At 65.5% G+C, this 17,166-nt stretch carries 18 protein-coding genes and 2 pseudogenes; 9 read left to right on the top strand and 11 right to left on the bottom strand.

The features are described 5' to 3' along the window. Positions 1-52: 52 nt before the first annotated feature. From P6U29_RS26485 to P6U29_RS26470, 4 genes are all read left to right on the top strand, one after another. Entirely contained in the window at positions 53-1,822 is a 1,770-nt protein-coding gene (locus P6U29_RS26485) for an SDR family oxidoreductase (protein WP_407113021.1), read from the top strand. 213 nt (positions 1,823-2,035) lie between these two features. Further along, positions 2,036-2,254, top strand: a complete 219-nt coding sequence (locus tag P6U29_RS26480; RefSeq protein ID WP_407113020.1) for a DUF6894 family protein — start codon at positions 2,036-2,038, stop codon at positions 2,252-2,254. Then, complete coding sequence (locus P6U29_RS26475) at positions 2,254-2,724, top strand: metallophosphoesterase family protein (RefSeq protein ID WP_407113019.1); 471 nt, start codon at positions 2,254-2,256, stop codon at positions 2,722-2,724. Before P6U29_RS26480 ends, P6U29_RS26475 begins: the two co-directional genes overlap by 1 nt. A gap of 832 nt (positions 2,725-3,556) precedes the next feature. Then, on the top strand, positions 3,557-4,441 hold the full coding sequence (locus P6U29_RS26470) for an SIR2 family NAD-dependent protein deacylase (protein ID WP_407113018.1): 885 nt from the start codon (positions 3,557-3,559) through the stop codon (positions 4,439-4,441). A 10-nt stretch (positions 4,442-4,451) separates the two neighbouring features. Here P6U29_RS26470 and P6U29_RS26465 read toward each other — a convergent pair whose 3' ends face one another. From P6U29_RS26465 to P6U29_RS26455, 3 genes are all read right to left on the bottom strand, one after another. Beyond that, positions 4,452-5,315 (bottom strand): patatin-like phospholipase family protein, encoded by an 864-nt coding sequence (locus P6U29_RS26465; protein WP_407113017.1) that lies wholly within the window; start codon positions 5,313-5,315, stop codon positions 4,452-4,454. 182 nt (positions 5,316-5,497) lie between these two features. Beyond that, the gene (locus P6U29_RS26460) at positions 5,498-5,731 is read right to left on the bottom strand and encodes a DUF3551 domain-containing protein (protein ID WP_407113016.1); all 234 of its coding nucleotides are present in this window, start codon (positions 5,729-5,731) and stop codon (positions 5,498-5,500) included. 295 nt (positions 5,732-6,026) lie between these two features. Further along, the gene (locus P6U29_RS26455) at positions 6,027-6,194 is read right to left on the bottom strand and encodes a hypothetical protein (RefSeq protein WP_407113015.1); all 168 of its coding nucleotides are present in this window, start codon (positions 6,192-6,194) and stop codon (positions 6,027-6,029) included. On the opposite strand from P6U29_RS26455, the pseudogene P6U29_RS26450 reads away from it, so the two are divergent. The 3 genes and pseudogenes from P6U29_RS26450 to P6U29_RS26440 form a co-directional block, all read left to right on the top strand. Further along, positions 6,190-6,537 (top strand): annotated as a pseudogene (locus P6U29_RS26450) (catalase); the annotation flags it as partial. The gene P6U29_RS26455 and the pseudogene P6U29_RS26450 sit on opposite strands and share 5 nt — an antisense overlap. After that, complete coding sequence (locus P6U29_RS26445) at positions 6,537-6,890, top strand: helix-turn-helix domain-containing protein (RefSeq protein WP_407113014.1); 354 nt, start codon at positions 6,537-6,539, stop codon at positions 6,888-6,890. The pseudogene P6U29_RS26450 and the gene P6U29_RS26445, both read left to right, overlap by 1 nt. Positions 6,891-7,000: 110 nt before the next feature. Then, positions 7,001-7,171 (top strand): hypothetical protein, encoded by a 171-nt coding sequence (locus P6U29_RS26440; RefSeq protein WP_407113013.1) that lies wholly within the window; start codon positions 7,001-7,003, stop codon positions 7,169-7,171. 123 nt (positions 7,172-7,294) lie between these two features. Here P6U29_RS26440 and P6U29_RS26435 read toward each other — a convergent pair whose 3' ends face one another. Together P6U29_RS26435 and P6U29_RS26430 are read right to left on the bottom strand one after the other, a co-directional pair. Then, positions 7,295-8,662 carry an amidase gene (locus P6U29_RS26435; protein ID WP_407113012.1) on the bottom strand — a complete coding sequence of 456 codons (1,368 nt, stop codon included), beginning with the start codon at positions 8,660-8,662 and terminating at the stop codon, positions 7,295-7,297. Continuing rightward, positions 8,643-9,841: pseudogene (locus P6U29_RS26430) on the bottom strand (MFS transporter). The gene P6U29_RS26435 and the pseudogene P6U29_RS26430 overlap by 20 nt, the downstream one beginning before the upstream one ends. 26 nt (positions 9,842-9,867) lie before the next feature. Between P6U29_RS26430 and P6U29_RS26425 the strand changes: the two are divergent. Then, positions 9,868-10,203 carry a hydroxyisourate hydrolase gene (locus P6U29_RS26425; protein WP_407113011.1) on the top strand — a complete coding sequence of 112 codons (336 nt, stop codon included), beginning with the start codon at positions 9,868-9,870 and terminating at the stop codon, positions 10,201-10,203. Here P6U29_RS26425 and P6U29_RS26420 read toward each other — a convergent pair whose 3' ends face one another. The 4 genes from P6U29_RS26420 to P6U29_RS26405 are packed head-to-tail and all read right to left on the bottom strand — an operon-like array spanning position 10,204 to position 14,057. Continuing rightward, complete coding sequence (locus P6U29_RS26420) at positions 10,204-11,019, bottom strand: ABC transporter permease (protein WP_407113010.1); 816 nt, start codon at positions 11,017-11,019, stop codon at positions 10,204-10,206. Further along, positions 11,019-11,882, bottom strand: coding sequence for an ABC transporter permease (locus tag P6U29_RS26415; RefSeq protein ID WP_407113009.1), 864 nt, complete (start codon positions 11,880-11,882; stop codon positions 11,019-11,021). The genes P6U29_RS26420 and P6U29_RS26415 overlap by 1 nt, the downstream gene beginning before the upstream one ends. Before the next feature lie 3 nt (positions 11,883-11,885). Beyond that, on the bottom strand, positions 11,886-12,932 hold the full coding sequence (locus P6U29_RS26410) for an ABC transporter substrate-binding protein (protein ID WP_407113008.1): 1,047 nt from the start codon (positions 12,930-12,932) through the stop codon (positions 11,886-11,888). A 30-nt stretch (positions 12,933-12,962) separates the two neighbouring features. Then, positions 12,963-14,057 carry an ABC transporter ATP-binding protein gene (locus P6U29_RS26405; RefSeq protein ID WP_407113007.1) on the bottom strand — a complete coding sequence of 365 codons (1,095 nt, stop codon included), beginning with the start codon at positions 14,055-14,057 and terminating at the stop codon, positions 12,963-12,965. Between the two features lie 88 nt (positions 14,058-14,145). Here P6U29_RS26405 and P6U29_RS26400 point away from each other — a divergent pair, with 88 nt between their 5' ends. Then, a complete protein-coding gene (locus tag P6U29_RS26400; protein ID WP_407113006.1) occupies positions 14,146-15,537 on the top strand; it encodes an amidase in 1,392 nt (463 codons plus the stop codon). Here the strand turns inward: P6U29_RS26400 and P6U29_RS26395 are convergent. After that, entirely contained in the window at positions 15,534-16,283 is a 750-nt protein-coding gene (locus P6U29_RS26395; protein WP_407113005.1) for an aspartate/glutamate racemase family protein, read from the bottom strand. The two genes, P6U29_RS26400 and P6U29_RS26395, sit on opposite strands and share 4 nt — an antisense overlap. 2 nt (positions 16,284-16,285) lie before the next feature. After that, a complete protein-coding gene (locus P6U29_RS26390) occupies positions 16,286-17,029 on the bottom strand; it encodes a GntR family transcriptional regulator (protein WP_407113004.1) in 744 nt (247 codons plus the stop codon). Between the last annotated feature and the right edge of the window lie 137 nt (positions 17,030-17,166).

Below are 17,166 nucleotides of genomic sequence, written 5' to 3'. Positions count from 1 at the left end.
CGAGCGTCGCCCACGCGATTTGGAGCAAAGTCCTCGCAATGGAAAGACGCTCATGCAAAGTTCCGACGCCGGCGTGTCGACTGCCAGCCTGTCGCGAGTGACAAACGACATCTGGATCCTGGACGACAAGCCGATCAGCGCCGCCGGTCTGCAACTACCCGTGCGCATGACCGTCATCCGCCTGTCGAACGGCGACCTCGTGCTGCATTCGCCGGTGAGATATGCGCCGGATCTGCGCCATGAGCTGGAGCGGCTAGGGCCGATCCGGTACCTGCTGGCGCCGAACATCGCTCACTGGATGTTCCTGCCCGAATGGCAAAGACAGCTGCCACAGGCCACGACCTTTGCCGCGCGCGGCCTTGCGGCGCGCAAGCAAGTTCGGGCGGCGGGCCTTCGCATCGATCGCGAGCTCGGCGACACGACGCCGGGGGAATGGACCGCCGACCTCGAAACTGTGTGGGTGAATGCTCCGATGTTCTCCGAGGTCGAGTTGTTTGACCGGCGAAGCCGGACGCTGGTTCTGACCGATCTCGTGCAGAACCTCAATCTCCGTCACCTCAGCGCGCTGAATGCAGCCGCGGCCAACCTGCTCGGAATTGCCAAGCCGGACGGGAAGGCCCCGGTCTATCTGCGGCTTCTGCTGCGCCTCGGCGGCCGTTCGGCGCAGGCTGCGGCCGAGCGGCTCGTGAAGCTGTCTCCGGAGCGGGTGATCTTCGCGCATGGCGACTGGTTCGAAGCACAGGGAACCGCGCGCCTGCGGCGATCCCTGCGCTGGCTGCTTCCCGCGAGCGTCTCGGGACCCGAGCCGGGGCGGATGGTCGGCACGCGTGTCGTCATCACCGGCGCCTCCAGCGGGATCGGCCGTGCCGCGGCGCTGGCCTTTGCCCGCAACGGAGCCACTGTGGTGCTGGCGGCACGTCGCGGCGACGTCCTTACGCGCCTTGCCAGCGAATGTGAGGCACTCGGAGGCCGGGCCTTGGCGGTGCCGACCGACGTCACGGAGGCGCAGGCGGTGCAGCGACTGGCCAGAGCGGCCGAAGACGCGTTCGGCGGCGTCGACGTCTGGATCAACAACGCCGGCACCGGCGTGTTCGGGGCCTATCAGGATGCCGATATCGCGCTTCATCGCCGGACGATCGAGGTCAATCTGCTCGGCACGATGCATGGCGCCTACGCCGTGCTTCCGATCTTCCTCCGCCAGAACCGCGGTGTCCTGATCAACAACATCTCGCTTGGCGGCTGGGCGCCGACGCCCTTTGCCGCAGCCTATACCGCCAGCAAGTTCGGCCTGCGCGGCTTCACCGCAAGCTTGCGTCAGGAGCTCAGGGCTCATCCCAATATTCATGTTTGCGGTGTCTTCCCCGCCATCGTCGATACGCCGGGTTTCGTCCACGGCGCCAACACCTCCGGGCGGCGGCTCGATCCGGGGCCGCTGCTTTATCAATCCGAGGACGTGGCCCAGACATTCGTGCACCTCGTCCGCGCGCCCCGTGACGAGGTGGCGGTGGGGTGGCCGGCGCGCGCCGGCCAGCTGGCCTATGCGATTGCGCCAGAGATCACCGAGAACATCCTCGGAGCTGCATTCCGCTGGCTGCTGTCGCGCGCGCGTCCTGCACCGGTGAGCGAAGGCACCTTGATCGAAGCTGGTTCGCAAGGCAAATCGGTTGACGGCGGTTGGCTGGCGCGGAAGCAAATTCCGTCCGCTGACGTGATCAGCAAAGTTCTGGCCGTGCTCGGGATCGCTGCTTGCCTGGCTCTCGCGGCATCGAAGGCGGGACGCGCGTCTGGACCTTCCGGGAGAATGCGGCGACGCCGCGCTTGACGCCATCGCACGGCTATTGCCGCCGCTCCGGCAACGCGTAGGCCCGGACGTAGTCGCCGAGCTTCGTGCCGAATGAGCCATGGCCTCCGTCGACGGTCATGACGTATTGCTTGCCGCCGACTGAATGTTCCTGTTGGCAGAACCGCAGATGGCTCCCACGCCGGAACGAGGTTTAAGACCGGGCGTTCCTGCGGGAAAGCCCGAGGGCCGGACGTGCCGCGCTATCATTTCGATTTGGTGGATTCCAAAATCGTGGCAGACGAGGGAGGTGCCGAGTTGCCGGATGACATGAAAGCCATGGATGTTGCCGAACAGATTGCCAGGCGCCTGCTCGAGCAACGTCCTGAGCTCAAGGGCCGTCATTTCTCGATTCTCGTCACGAACGAGGATGGTGAAGAAATCGGCCGGATACCGCTGGACGTGTTGCATTGATGACGTTCAGGATTGGGGTCATTGCTGACACGCATGGACTGCTGAGGCCGGAGGCGGAGCGATGTCTGGCGGGCGTCTCGCACATCATCCACGCCGGCGACATCGGTGCCCAGGCTGTGATGGACGGGCTTTGCCGGATCGCGCCGGTCACCGCGATCAGAGGAAATGTCGATCGCGGCGCGTGGGCTGAACGTTTTCCTGAAACGCAAACGCTGCGGCTCGGCGGCCGCTGCTTCCACATCCTGCACGACCTCAAGGAGCTGACGATCAATCCTGCGAAGCTTGGGATCGACGTCGTGGTTTCAGGCCATTCCCACCGCGTGCGGATCGAGATCGCCGAAGGCGTGCTCTACTTGAATCCGGGAAGTGCAGGGAAGAGGCGGTTCAAGCTGCCAATTACGTTGGCGACGCTCGAGCTCGATCCGAGCGGCCCGCTGCGGCCGGTCATTCATGATCTCGACAGCTTGTAGGAGCGTGCACCGGATTGGCGCGCATTCGAGTTGCCAACGCTCCAGGCGACTGGCGGCCGCTCGCATCGATCCGGCCTTTTCGAGATTCCTTGCGCCATTGTATTCCTTCGCGCTGCGACGATCGGCTCGGGAACGATCCCGCTGCCAACTTCATTGCTCCACGTGAAGGTTACAACGCGAAGGTCACAAGGCGGGTGGCGATCGCCACGGGAGCTAAGAGCGATCAACCCGGAGAAATTCGATGCGAATAACGAATTGGGGTCTCATGTTGCTCGTTGCCCTGGCGACCACTTCGACAGGCGCCGTCTCGGGGCAGGGAGGCGCTAACGGAGGAGCAAGCATGGGCGCCACCGCCACGGGTAGCACATCTGCCGGCACCCTATCGGAAGGACCGACAGCTCCCGGAACCAACGCGGCCGGAACCGCCCAATCTGGCGATGGCGCTGCCCCACGGGGATCGATCACCGTGGGGAGACCCGGCAACCCAGCGGGAGGCACCAACATCGGACGTATCGACGGCACGGTAACGCCCGGTCCTTCGCTGCAGGGCGACGACCAGATTCGGTCGGAGAGCTCGCGAGACTCCGATGTCGGTCGAAAGATCAAAAGCATCTGCAAGGGATGCTAGCGGATGATCGGGATGCCGATATGTCCGGCATCCAATCGAGAGATCTCCATGGTTGTGAGATTCGGGCTCAGCAGAGCGGCGCGTCGCAGCTCCGGCGCCTGATCGTCGGGTTTGCGGCGCAACCGGAGGAAAGTCTTCGCCGCTAAGCGGATGAGCAGTGGTCCCGCTCTAGGAACCCGCCGCCCGCCCAGTCATTCAAGCTGGATGGACCAGCCAACCACAGGGCTCGTATCCGAGGAGCGACCGCCTCATGAGATCCTAGCAACGGCGATCGAGCGACGCCGCGCGGTCCTGTTCGTCGGCGCCGGCGTCTCGATGGCGGTCGGCCTGCCGTCCTGGCAATCCATGATCGACCACCTGTTGGACGATCTCGGTCTCGAACGCAACGTGATCGACGGAATGCACGGCGGCTACCAGATGCTCGCGGAATATTACCGGCTGAAGCGCGGCGGAATCGGCCCGCTCCGCAGCTGGCTCGACCGCAATTGGCGTGTCGATCCCGAGAGGATCGCGGCTTCAGAGCTTCACCGGATGATCGTCGAGCTGGATTTTCCGATCATCTACACGACAAATTACGACCGCAATCTCGAAACCGCCTTCGATGTCCTGAAAAAACCCTACACGAAGATCAGCAACGCGAAGGAGATCGCGAGCGCTGAGGCGGGTGTCACCCACATCATCAAGTTCCACGGCGACTTCGACGACGACGCCTCGCTCGTTCTGACCGAGACTGATTTTCTCAATCGGCTCGCCTTCAATTCCCCGCTCGATATCCGGTTTCGCGCCGATGCGCTCGGAAGCACGCTGCTCTTCATCGGATACAGCATGTCCGATCCCAATATCCGGCTGCTGCTGCACCGGATCTGGCAGATCTGGGACGAGTCTGGGCATAGCCAGGACCGGCCGAAATCCTTCGTGTTCGTCGCGCAGCGCAACCCGGTGCAGGAGGCTGTGCTCGCGAACTGGGGCATCACCACCATTGCCCCGCCTGACGGCATGGCCGACGATGACGGTCTCACGCAGTTGCTGCGCGACATTCGCCAGCGCCTCGACCGAAACATAGAGAGCAGCTCGCTCCCCGGCCGCTGAGAGACAATCGCTAAAGCCGCCGCACGCTGCAGATCCCGTTCGGGATCGGGGCCAGGCGTGCGGCATACTGCATGTCCTGAAAGCCGGCCCGCCAGCGTTGCGCCATGGCCTCCTCCGACAGATCGAAGGATTTTTCGGGGCCTGCTTCCTCGCGACCGGGCCGGTAGCTCAGTAGATAGACCTCGTCGTCGTAATCAAGGTCCTGAAGTTCGGCACGGAGTTGTCGGGCCTCCAAGGCGTAGCCAAGGCGCTGGAAGGTCTGGTTGCCGAAGGTCAGGTCGCTCTTGCGCTCGGCCGCGGCTTCGAGCCCATCGGGCACTTTGCCGTCGCGCGGAAAGAGATCGATGACATAGAGGCGGAGCGGGCGCGCAGTTTCGAGGATCGGATCGAATGGCGCGTTCAGCGAGAACCCGCCGTCGCCGAGCCACCGGCCGGCGATCTGCATCGGAGCGAATTCAGGGAGCAATCCGCAACTGGCCAGGATGTGGTCGATCTCGATCCGCTCCGAGGAGGAGTCGAACAGCACGGCATCGCCGCTTTCCAGGTCCGTGGCGCAGATCGTGATGCGCGGATCGCCGTCGTTCAGACGTCCGAAATCGATCAATCGCTGAAGGCGTTCGCGGGTCGGGCTGAGATCGTAAAGGCCGCCGAAGTGAGATGTCGGGATCGGGAGGCGGGGATGGAAGAAGCCCGAGTGACCCAGCACGCGCGTGTTGATCGAGCTCAGCCAGGCGAACGTATGGCGGCCCGCGTTCGGCACTCCGGGTGGACTGCTTGGCGCATGCCAATAGCTGCGCAGATTGCGCAGCCGCTCGGCGATCGGGCTCCCCGCGATCAGTGCGGCGGTGATGGCTCCTGCCGATGAACCGGTCACCCACGATCGGCAACAAAAGAGAGGTGAGCGCTTCAAACACACCGCCATGATACGCACCGAGGCCGAGACCGCCGGAGAATGCGATGGCGGTGAGAGGGCGCTCTGCTGCCGTCGCGCCGCTCGGCTCTGCTGTAGGATCGGTCAAGACGGGCGCCTGTTGCCGATGTGGAGGCCTGGGCTGATCACCGGTATCCCCTGTAACGACGCGCATAGGCGTAGCGGGGATTGATGCCGCAATAGGCGTTCGTTCCCGATGCGCTCGCCATGCACTGACTGTAGCTGGCGAACTGGCAGTTACCCGGATAGCCCCAGATCCGGCCCTGCAGGCAATAGCGATCTTGCGCGACCGCGGCGCTCGAGGCGGCAAAGGCCATGATCGCGAGAGCGGCGGTAGCAGCGCGCAATCGATATTTCATCTTAAAGCTCCAACTTCGAAATTGAACGCCGCTCGTGCCGTGGTGTTCCATACGCGCACGCGGGGCGCCTGCCCGCCATTTGAGGCGAACGCTGATCGCGAGGCGGGCGGCGGATGATCTATAGCACTGGCGAGCAAATCTGGATTGAGATGCAGGAGCGGCAGCCGGTGCGATGATGGCACTATGCTCCTGTTTTGCCCGACGAGTCAAAGCGGTGGCGGTGTCGATCGGTCTTCGAAAATTTTCCTTTGAAAACAACGGCGTTTCTACTGTGCATGGGGTTGTTTTCGCAGTTTTAGTCCAGCAGTCGCCGAGCGGCGTCAACCAGAATGCCGTCCGGCCGGCGCAGCGCCTCGAGAATGGTGAAATGGTCGGCGCCTTCGACCGCGATCAGCTTCCCGGGTGCTCCGGGCGCGGCTCGCTTGTTGCTGCCATAGGCGATGTCGAGCCGCTTTGGCTTCACCGGCGTGTTCGAAGCGAACGGAAATGGTGTCGAGCTGTCCCGCGCCAAGGTGTTCGCGCCGGGCCGCCATCCGGTCCTAGGTCGTTTCAATCTCGGCACGGCCGATCCGAACGCGGTGGACGCAGCCGTGCGCGTGCGCGGCATGGGGCTCCAGATATCGGCGGCGGACGGAGAGGAGTGGCGAATGGCGTTGATCAACCCTCCAATCTTTGCGGTGTCCACGCCGGAGGCGTTTCACGACCTGCTGGTTGCTGCCGGCAAGAAGGATCCGGAGGCGATCAAGACGTTCGCCCGCGCAAATCCGGAGTTCGCCGCTTTCGCGGCCTGGTCCAAGGCCGCGCCATGCTGACCCGCAAGGCCAGCCGGCGGACGGTGGACGGACGAGGCCAGTTCGAGCCGGCTGAGGGCGATCGCGAAGGGCAAGCCTGCTGGACAGTGCGATCGCTGCAAAAGTGGCGCCTCAAGCGCGTCATGCAATATATCGACGACAATCCGGACGCGAAGGTCACGCTTCCGCAGCTGACCGCCGTTGCCGGCCTGAGCCGGATGCACGTCGCCGCGCAATTCCGGGCAGCCGTCGGCATGCGGCCGCACGACTATTTGCTGAAGCGGCGGATCGAGCGCGCCCAGGAATTGCTGCAGCGGGCTGACGTCCCGCTCGTCGAGGTCGCCTTGACGGTCGGCTTCCAGACGTAGGCTCATTTCACGACAGTGTTCAAATGCTTCGCCGGCAATACGCCATACCAGTGGAGGAGTGCTCGTCTCGCGCAATCTCAGCCGCTGCCCCGCCCGGAAGCGAGGGCGTTATGAGCAGCGTCGGTCTGCAGGCCCTGTTGCTGCCGCTGCTCGGCATTCACTCGGCACTGGCACACCACGAGGTCATGGGATTGTTCGAGATCGCTCGTGTTCTCGGCGCCTCCCATCGCTTCGCATCCTCGGATCCGGGTTCGGCGCCCTCTACGGTCGCTTCACCCTGAACTTCTGCAGGATCATTGTCGGAGACGTCGTACACCATGCCTCGATGGAGCGGTCGATCGAGGGAGCGGTCCCGCAGACTTGAAAGAGAGAGACACTGGACTGATACCGGTCGACGGCGGGACTTAAGCTCGCAAGACGGTCTCGATCTCTTGCGCTGCTGCGAGGAGCGAGCGGTCCTGTCCGCGCGCGGCGATGATCTGAAGGCCGAATGGAAGCCCGTGCCGATCCGTTCCGCACGGAATCGCAATCGCTGGCAGGCGGGCATGATTGACAAAGGGCGTGAACACCGCGTGGGCACGCGGGCTTGCGGCTTTTCCGCCGATCATGTCTGGGCCGAGCTGCGTCAGCGGCCACGCGAGGCACGGGACGGTGGGTGTCAGCAACAGGTCAATTTCGGTGAAGAGAGCCGCGAAGGCATTGGCGATCGCGGCGCTCGCGAGCAGCGCGCCGGCAACTTCCGCACCCGACCAGGAAAGACCTCGTTCGATCTGCTTGGCGACATCGGGATCGAAGACAGTCGGATCCTTGTGGAAGGTATCGCCATAGAGCGCCGCCAGACCCGCATGCTGAAGCGGCATGATGGCGTCCTCCGTGGTGTTTGCCGGCCAAACGGGATCGCGTTGCGTGATGCGCAAACCTGCCGCGGAAAGCCGGTCGACAGCGGAGGCGAGCCCATTCGCGACGACGTCCTCGATCGCGACATCGAGACCAAGGCGCGGCGAGAACGCGATGCGCTGACCGGTGATGTCCTTAGCCTGCTGCGCAACGACGGCAGAATCCGGATCGCGTCCATCGAAGCCGGCCATGGCCTCGAACGCCAGCGCGATGTCGGCGACATCGACGGCGATCGGTGCAATGACGGAGAGGCCGAAGAACGGCTCGGCGAAACCTGGCCCATAGGGGATCGCGCCATAGGACGGCTTGAAACCAACAACGCCGACATGAGCCGGCGGCCTGCGGCTGGAGCCGCCGGCATCGGTGCCGATCGCGAGCGGCACGAGGCCGGCAGCGACGGCCGCGGCCGGGCCGCCCGATGAGCCGCCGGGTGTCAACGAGGCATCGAGCGGATGCCGCGTCGGTCCGAACAGCTGCGAGGTCGTGACGCCCTTGCAGGCGAACTCGGACGTCGCGCCGATGGCGACGACGACGGCGCCGGCCTTGCGCAGGCGCTCGATCGCGATCGCGTCCTGAGGCGCGATGAAGTTCGCAAACAGGCGCGAGCCCTGCGTCACGCGCCAGCCGCCGACCCAGATGTTGTCCTTGACGACGACGGGGACGCCGGCGAGCGGCATGGTTTCGCCGGCGCGCAGGCGAGCATCGACGGCTGTGGCATCGGCGAGCGTGCGTTCGGGATCAGCCGTGACGACCGCGTTCAAGGCCTTCGCGGCCTCGATGCGGTCGAGGGCGGCCTTGGCGGTCTCGACAGCGGTCGTCCGCCTCGCGATGACGTCGGCAGCGGTCTCGCGCGCGCTATTCGTCGGCTTTGTCATGGCCTCCCCAGATCAGCGCCAATGTGCCGCACAGGGCCAGGCACGCCAAGACGAAGAAGGCCACGCCGAGACTGGCCACGCCATCCAGGATCGATACCAGCGCCGGCGCAGCCAGCAGGCCGGCATAGGACGCTGTCAGCACCGCGCCGGTGGTCTCGCCGATCCGGTCCTGCGGCGCGAGGCGGGCGATCTCGGCGATAAAGACGCCGTTCCAGCCCGACGCCGTCAGACCGAACAATGCGGCAACGATGAATTGCCCGCTGCGGCCGAGCGATGCGCCATTGAGGCCCAGCAGCGCGGCGCAGAAGGCCATGCCAAGGCCGATGACGATGAGCACCGTGCGCGAAGCATCGAGGCGCATGGCAACATAGCCCCAGCCGAGCCGGCCGACGAGGCCGCCGGCTTGCGCGCCGGCGAGCGCCATGCCGGCCTCGATATGGCTGAGGCCGAGCTCGCGGGTGCCGAGCGTGACGAAGACCGTGTTGAGGGACACCTGCATCGCGCTGAACGGCATCGAGGCCAGCGCCAGCGTCGCGATGCGCCGGTCCGCCGTCATCAGCGCCAGCCGCGCGCGCAAATCGAGCTTTGGCGGAGGGATCACCTTGCCGGCATAGGCTGGCCGCAACCATTCGAACAACAGGATCGCGAGCAGCGCGCAGCCGCCTACAAGCGCATAGCACCAGGCCGGTCCGAGCGAGATTGCGATCGCGGGCAGTGCGAGCGAGCCGCAAACCGCGCCGATCTGGTTGCCGGTCTGACGCACTGAGAACACGAAGGCGCGCCGCTCGGCGGTTACGAGCTGCGCCAGCAGCGCGGCACTGGCGGGCGTCTCGGGCCCCATGGCAAGGCCGAGGCAGAGGCCCGCCGCCAACAGGGCGGCGCTCGATCCGAGCGAAGCCAATGCCATGCCGATGACGATGGCCGCCGCACAGAGGCTCGCGATCCGCAGCGAGCCAAGGCGCGCGATGAAGCCGCCGCCCCAGAACGAGGCTGGGATGCCGACCGCGAACACAGCGCATGAGAACATCGAGAGCTGCCAGACCTCGATATGCGCGCGCGGCGCGACCACGCCGGGGGCGAACAAGGCCAGCGCGACGAGGCGCCCTGCAGCGCGGTCATCGCGCCGAGGGCCGGCAGCAATGCCGGCACTGGCCGAGCGGCCGTGTTTGCGTCTACCATGACAGCGTGCTCATGGGAGGAACATCGTGGCAGGCGGCATTTCCATTCACGCGGTCGATGTGGCGAGCGGGCGCCCGGCGCAGGGGCTGCGCGTTGAGATCTGGCGAATCGACCCGGATTCGCTGCGCATCGCCGACGGGCGGCTCGGCGGCAATGGCGTGCTCGATCATTCCGTCGCGCAAGGTGCAGGCGTGACGGCTGGCGAGTACGAGGTGCTGTTTCATTTCGGCGAGTTCTTTGGCGAGCGCGATGGCTTCCTGACGGTGACGCCGTTCCGCTTCCGCATCAAGAACGCTGACGAACATTTTCATCTGCCGCTGAAATTCACGCGCTGGGGCTATTCGCTGTTCCGCGGTGCCTGATCAGTTGGTCAGCCGCCGCGACAAGCCGGTGACGCGCTCCATCGCCGCGACCAGCGCGACGGTGGCGATGATCAGCACGCCCGACAGCGCGGCGATGGTGACATCCAGCTTGCCCTCGAGGTCCTGCCACATCCGGATCGGCAGCATGTCGGTCGCGGCATCGCGCAGGAACAGCGACACCGGCACGTTGTCGAAGGACGACATGAAGGCGATGAAGGCGCCGGCGATAATGCCCGGCCGGATCAGCGGCAGCACGATGCGGCGGAACGTGTAGAGGCGGCTCGCGCCGAGCACGGCCGAGCTTTCGAGCAGGGTCGGCTCGAGCTGGGCCAGCGCTGCGACCGTGTTGCGCACGACATAGGGCACGCAGACCACGGTGTGGCCGATCACCAGCGTCAGCGGCGACACCGGCAGGCCGACCAGCGAGAACAGCATCAGGGCAGCGAGGCCGAAGGCGAGGGCCGGCAGCACCAGCGGCGACATGAAGAGGGAATCGAGTAGCCGCGCCGACAGCGTCCGTGATCGGGAGATCGCGAGCGCGGCGGCGACGCCGAGCACCACTGACAGCCCCGTTGCCCATAGCGCGACGATGAGGCTGTTCTTGGCCGCGAAGTGCAGCTGCCAGGCATTCCACAGCTCGGCATACCAGCGCAGCGAATAGCCCGGCGGCGGGAAGCGCAGCGAGAAGCCGCTGGTAAAGGAGACGACCAGCACCACGAGCGAGGGCGCGATGATTATAACAAGCGCGATCACGGCGATCATGGTCATGACGAGCTCGAAGCTGATCGCCTCCCAGGTGCGCTTGCGGCCTGCCATCATGCACCTCCATAACCGCGCGACATGCGGCCGAGCGTGGTGAAGACCGAGACGACCGCGAGCACGGCGAGCAGGAAGATGATCGAGATCGCGGCCGCAAACGGCCAGTTCTGCAGCGTCGAGGCCTGCTGGTAGAGATACATCGGCATGAACAGCATCTGCCCGCCGCCGATCAGGGACTGGGTGATGAAGGCGGTGATCGCAGCGGCATAGGTCAGCGTGCAGCCGGCGATGACGCCGGGCAGCGACAGCGGCAGCACGATCCTGAAGAAGGTGCGCCAGCTCCCGGCGCCCAGCGAGCAGGAGGCATCGTCGAGATTGGGATCGATGCGGCCTAGCGCGGTGATCAGCGGTAGCGTCATTAGGGGCATCTGCACCTGAGCCAGCGCGATCACCACGCCGAACTGGGTGTAGAGCAGTTTGAGCGGCGTATCGATGACCCCGAGGGATTGCAGCGTCGCGTTGATGATGCCCTGGCGTCCCAGGATGACGATCCAGGCGAAGGTGCGCACCACGACGCTGGTCAAAAGCGGCAGCAGCACGATCAGGATGATGATAGTCTGAAGCTTTGGTCCGACCCGCTGATACAGCCAGGCGATGGGAAAGCCGAGCACAAGGCAGACCGCCGTCACTTCGGCGCCCAGCAGCAGCGTCGAGCCGAGCACGCCAAGGCTGAAGGGATCGGTGAGAAAGTGCAGGTACTGGCCGAGCCCCCAATGGAGCCCAGCGGTGTCGTTGTGCAGCGAGAGCCAGAACAATTGCAGCAAGGGCGCGACGAAGAAGACCAGGAAGAACAGCGCCAGCGGCGCTGCCAATCCCATCCCGTAGGACGTCACGTCCCGTGATGCCGGTGCTGCGCCCACGGTTTAGATCTTGATCTCGCGGTTGAACCGCTCGATCCAGGCCGAGCGCTGCTCGTTGATCTTCTTCCAGTCCTGAAACACGAACTTCTTCTTCAGCTCGGCCGTGTCCTTGGCCAGCACGCGCGCGATCTCGCCGCCCATCGTCACCTTCGAATTGGTCGGCACGATCAGATAGGGCGGGTTCATCAGCGCGGTCTGCACCTCCGGCATCAACGCCGCCTCGATCAGCTTGAAGGCGAGCTCTCGGTTCGGCGAATTCTTAACGATGTGGATCGTGGTCTTGAAGGCGATCGCGCCTTCCTTGGGCGCGACGAACTCGACCGGCACGCCGCGCGCTTTCAGGATCTGGATGGCGTTGAAATTGCCCGGTGAGATGTCGATCTGGCCCTGCTGGAATAGCGTTGCGAGCGCGCCGGGATTGGCGGCGACCGCGGCGAGATTGGGCTTGAGCTCCTCCAGCGCCTTGAAGCCGGGATCGACGTTAGCCTCGGAGCCGCCGCGCATCTTGGCGATCTCGACCAGCCAGCCGGTGCCGAGCGTCGAATTGAGGTTGGTGATGCCGACGCGGCCCTTGAACTCCGGCTTCCAGAGATCGGCCCATGAGGTCGGCGGTGTCTTGACAGCTTCCGGATTGTAGGTGAGGCCGACGACCTGGAAGAACGGAGCGGGGCCCATCGGCTCCTGCGCCTCGGCGATCAGATCCTTGTAATAGGCGCTCTTCTCGACCGGATAGGGCTCGACCAGATCCTGGCCGATGGCGACGAGGGCGGGGCCGGGATCGTGCAGCATGACGTCGATCGGCGGGTTGGCCTTGGCGGCGTTGACCTTCGCGATCTGATCGACCGAGAGCATGGGATCGAGCACAATCGCGGCGTCCGCGTTGGCTTTCCGGAATGCGGGCACCAGCACGGCCTTGTGCGCTTCCTCCCAGCTTCCCGTGAAGGTCGCAAACACCAGCGGGCGGGCCTGGGCGAAGCTCAGGCCTGGAAACGCCTTCATGGCGCCGAGTGTGAGTGCCGTGGTCAGCAGACTTCTGCGATTCATGATCATTTCGAATTCCCCTCTGGACAAAAACTGGATCTAAAGCGTTGCGGGAAAGGCGTTGGCGAGCGATGGGGCGAGCGGCGCGAGACGCACCGCGGCGCCGTTCTCCAGCGCGCGCGTCTCGCCGATGCGCGCCTGCGAGACCTTGACGCCGGAGCCGTCGGCGGTGGTGACCTCGTGCACGACCGTGGCGCCCAGCGGCAGCGACATGCCGACCACGCCGGCAAAGCCGGTCTCGTCGCCGACGAATTGCAGATGCTCGGGGCGGATGCAGACCGTGACGCGGCCGCCCTCGGTGAGGGCGCCGCCCGCCGGCCTTGCGATGATCTCCGCGCCTGCATCGAGGCGCACCTTCGCCGCCGTGCGATCGGTCGAGACGACGACGCCGGGCATGCGGTTGGTGGAGCCGACAAAGGTATTGACGAACAGCGTCTGCGGACGGTCGTAGACGTCTGACGGCGAGCCGAACTGCTCGAGCTTGCCATGGCTCAGCACGGCGACACGATCGGCCATTGACAGCGCTTCCTCCTGGTCGTGCGTCACGATCAGCGTGGTGATGCCGGAGACGCGTTGCAGCCGCTTGACCTCGATCTGCATGTCCAGGCGCAAATTCTTGTCGAGCGCGGCAAAGGGCTCGTCGAGCAGCAAGATCGACGGCTTGATCGCGAGCGCGCGGGCGAGGGCCACGCGCTGCTGCTGGCCGCCGGAGAGCTGCCGCGGCAGCCGCTCGGCCATGGTTGGGAGCTGCACCAGTTCCAACAGGCGCTGCGCCTCGCGCTGGCGCGTGGCCTTGTCGATGCCGCGGGCGGCGAGGCCGTAGGCGACGTTCTCGCTGATCGACAGGTGCGGAAACAGCGCGTAGTTCTGGAACACGATGCCGACCGCGCGCTTGTTCGGCGGCAGCGCGTCGACGATGTCGTCGCCGATGATGATCCTCCCTTGCGTCTGCGCGATGAAGCCGGCGATGATGCGCAAGAGCGTTGTCTTGCCGCAGCCGGAGGGGCCGAGCAGGGCGATGATCTCGCCGCCCTTGATGTCGAGGTTGATGTTCTCGACCGCAAGCGCTCCACTCGGATACCGGTGGGTGACCGCGTCGACGACGAGGGATCGGCCGGTTGGTGCATCAGCCATGGTATTGCCTCCCGTTGCCGCAGAGGAGAAAGCAAGTCTCGTGCCCGCGCCTGTCGCTTTTCGGCGCTCGTTTTGGCATGGTGGCCCGATGACATCGGATCGATCGATATGCGACCTCACCGCCACGGAGCTTGCGCGCGCCATTGCGAAGGGCAAGCTGTCCGCCCGTGAGGCTGTCGAAGCGCATCTTGCGCGAATTGCAGACCTCGATGGCCAACTGGCGGCATTCGTGACGGTCGATGCGGACGGCGCCCGCCGCGCAGCGCAGATGTGCGATGCGGCCTCTGCGCCGATCGGCCCACTGCATGGCGTGCCCATTGGGATCAAGGATCTCACCGACACTGCGGGACTTGCGACGACTTACGGCTCGGTTCTGTTCCGCGACCACGTCCCGGCCGAGGATGATCTCGTGGTTGCGCGGCTGCGGCGCGCCGGCGCGATCATTCTTGGCAAGACCAACACGCCGGAGCTCGGCTTCGGCGCGGTCTGCACCAACAAATTGCGCGGGCCGACGCGCAATCCGTTCGATCCCGCGCTGACCTCCGGCGGATCGTCCGGCGGCTCTGCCGTCGCAGTCGCGGCCGGCATGGTGCCGCTGGCGCACGGCACCGATTTCGGCGGCTCGGTGCGCACGCCCGCCAGCTTCTGCGACGTCGCCTCGATCCGGCCGACGCCCGGCCGCATTCCGTCGCCGCGCCGGCCGCTCGGCTGGGACATGCTGGCCACCCACGGTTTCCTTGCGCGCAGTGTCGACGATTTGGAGCTTGTCCTGTCGGTCTGCGCCGGAAGCGATGCGAATGATCCACTCTCGCTCGGCAGCGCGGGTGATGATCGACCCATCGCCGACCGTCCCCGCGTCGCCGTCACCCCCGATTTCGGCGTGGCGCCGGTTGCGCGCGAGGTTCGCGCGCGCTTGGCCGGGAGTTGCGAGGCGCTCGCGCGTGTTGCCGATCTTGAGCCGTCCTCGCCCGACTGCGGCGGCGCGATCGAAGCCTTCCGCACCTTGCGCGCCGCGCACATCGCGAGCAGCTATGGCGAGTTGCTGGGGACGCGCCGTGCCGAGCTCACGCCGACGGTGATTTGGAATATCGAGGCCGGCGCAAAGCTGTCCGCGGAGGATTACCTCAACGCCGAGCGCCGCCGGATTGTGATCTATCGCAGCTTCCGCGAGCTGTTCACCCGTGTCGATTTCCTGGTCGCGCCGGCGGCGTCGGTCTTTCCCTGGCCGAATGAGATCAGCGACGTCACCGCCATCGATGGGGCGGCGCTGGAGACGCCGATCGACTATCTGGCCGTCACTTTCATCGTGTCGCTGGTCGGTTTTCCGGTGCTGACCCTGCCGGTGCCGCGAGGAGAAAATGAGCTGCCCTTCGGGATCCAGATCATCGCGCTCCCGGGATGCGAATCCCGCCTGTTTGCCTTCGGCCGTATTCTCGAGAACGAACTGGGGTTTTCGCATCGCCGGCCGAAGCTCCCCTAGCTGTCGCGATGCTCGAGCCGGGCGGAGAGCGCATCGGCAAGGCCGATGGTCGGCTTGGCGGCAGGCCGACGATACGTGCCCGCTGTTGCCTTGCGCAGCCGCAGCGCATGAAGCGCTTCGGCTTGCTTCACCGAGGCCATGACCTGATCGACCACCGGGACGGGGATCCGGTCGGCGACGCGCTCGGCAAGGCCGGAGAGCGGGGCGCCGGCAAAGATCAGCACATCGGCCTCGTCCTCGACAATGGCGCGCCGGGCGAGCTCGACCAGCACGTCTTCCTTCTCGGTGCCGACCTCGGAGATCGCCTGGAAGGGCGTGTCGAGCATGCGGATGCCGGCGCAGCGCTCCCACAGCCCGTGGGCGCGCACGCATTCCTCGTACCAGGGGCCAAGCGCCTGGGCGAAGGTGACGATGGCAAAGCGGCGTCCGGCCATGCAGGCGGTCAGCATGGTCGCTTCCGCCATGCCGATCACGGGAATGTCGAAGGTCTCGCGCGCGGCGAACAGGCCGGGATCGCCGAATGCCGCGATGATCGCGGCGTCGACCTTGCTGTGCTGCTCGGCCAGCATCTCCAGCGCAATGGCGCCCCCGATCTGCGCTTCGGTGCGCGTGGCGATATAGGGCACGCCGCGGCTCGCGGTGCAGGGGATCAGCTCGGTGCCGGAGGAAGCGGCGCGCTGCCCGACTCCGAGCATCAGCTGCGTGACCTCTTTGCTGGTATTCGGGTTGAGCAGCAGCAGCTTCATGATTATGCCGCCGTCCGCTTGGCCTGAGAGGCGGCGAGGACTTCGAGCAGCGCAGTGCCGGTGCGTGCAACGTGGGCGCCGAGCAGGCGGCCGGCTGCCTCGCCGTCACGCGCTTCGAGCGCGGCCAGGATATCGGCGTGCTCGTCGACCGAATTGCTCCAGCGCCGGTCGGCGCCGAGCGCGAGATAACGCGCGCGTTCGGCGCGGGAGATCAGCGTTTCGTGGGCCTCGCGCAGCGGCGTGTTGCGGGCCATGCGGACGATGGTGTTGTGGATCTCGCCGTTGACGGCGAAATAGTCGTCGAGCTTGCCATTGCGGTGATGACCCTCCATCCGGGTCTGAAGCGTGCGCAGGCGGGCGAGGTCGCGCTCGGTGGCGCGCTCCGCGGCGAGCTCGGCGGCGAGCCGCTCGATGCCGGCGAGGGCCTCGAACAATTCCGAGATGCCGTCCACTGCGATATCGGCAATGCGCGGGCTGCGGTTGGGGCGGAGCTCGATCAAGCCTTCCGCCGCCAGCACCTTCATCGCCTCGCGCAAGGGAGTGCGCGACACGCCGAGCTCCTTCGACAGCTTCGTCTCCTGGGTTTGCGAACCCGGCGGCAGCTCCCCGCGAATGATCATCGTCCGCATCCGCGCCGCGGCACGCTCATGCAGGCCCATCCGCTTGAGTTTGGGCGACTTTCGTCCCTTTGGCGCTTCCGATTTTGGCTGCACGCGTGCCTCACTTCTCACGTTGACCTTAGCCATTTTCGGCCCTTTGGCCCGCCCAAAATATCGACGTATCTCGCTGAAAACAATAGCATAGTGCGCGAATTGTATGCAGCATGCAAAAACTGGATTGCGTTACGGCGGAGGGCGGCGGATGATCCCTGCGCGACGCGCGG

The sequence above is a fragment of the Bradyrhizobium sp. LMG 9283 genome, assembly GCF_045571415.1.
GTDB lineage: Bacteria > Pseudomonadota > Alphaproteobacteria > Rhizobiales > Xanthobacteraceae > Bradyrhizobium.
The sequence above is the reverse complement of the archived record's forward strand: the minus strand, read 5'-3'. Positions and strand labels throughout refer to the sequence as shown.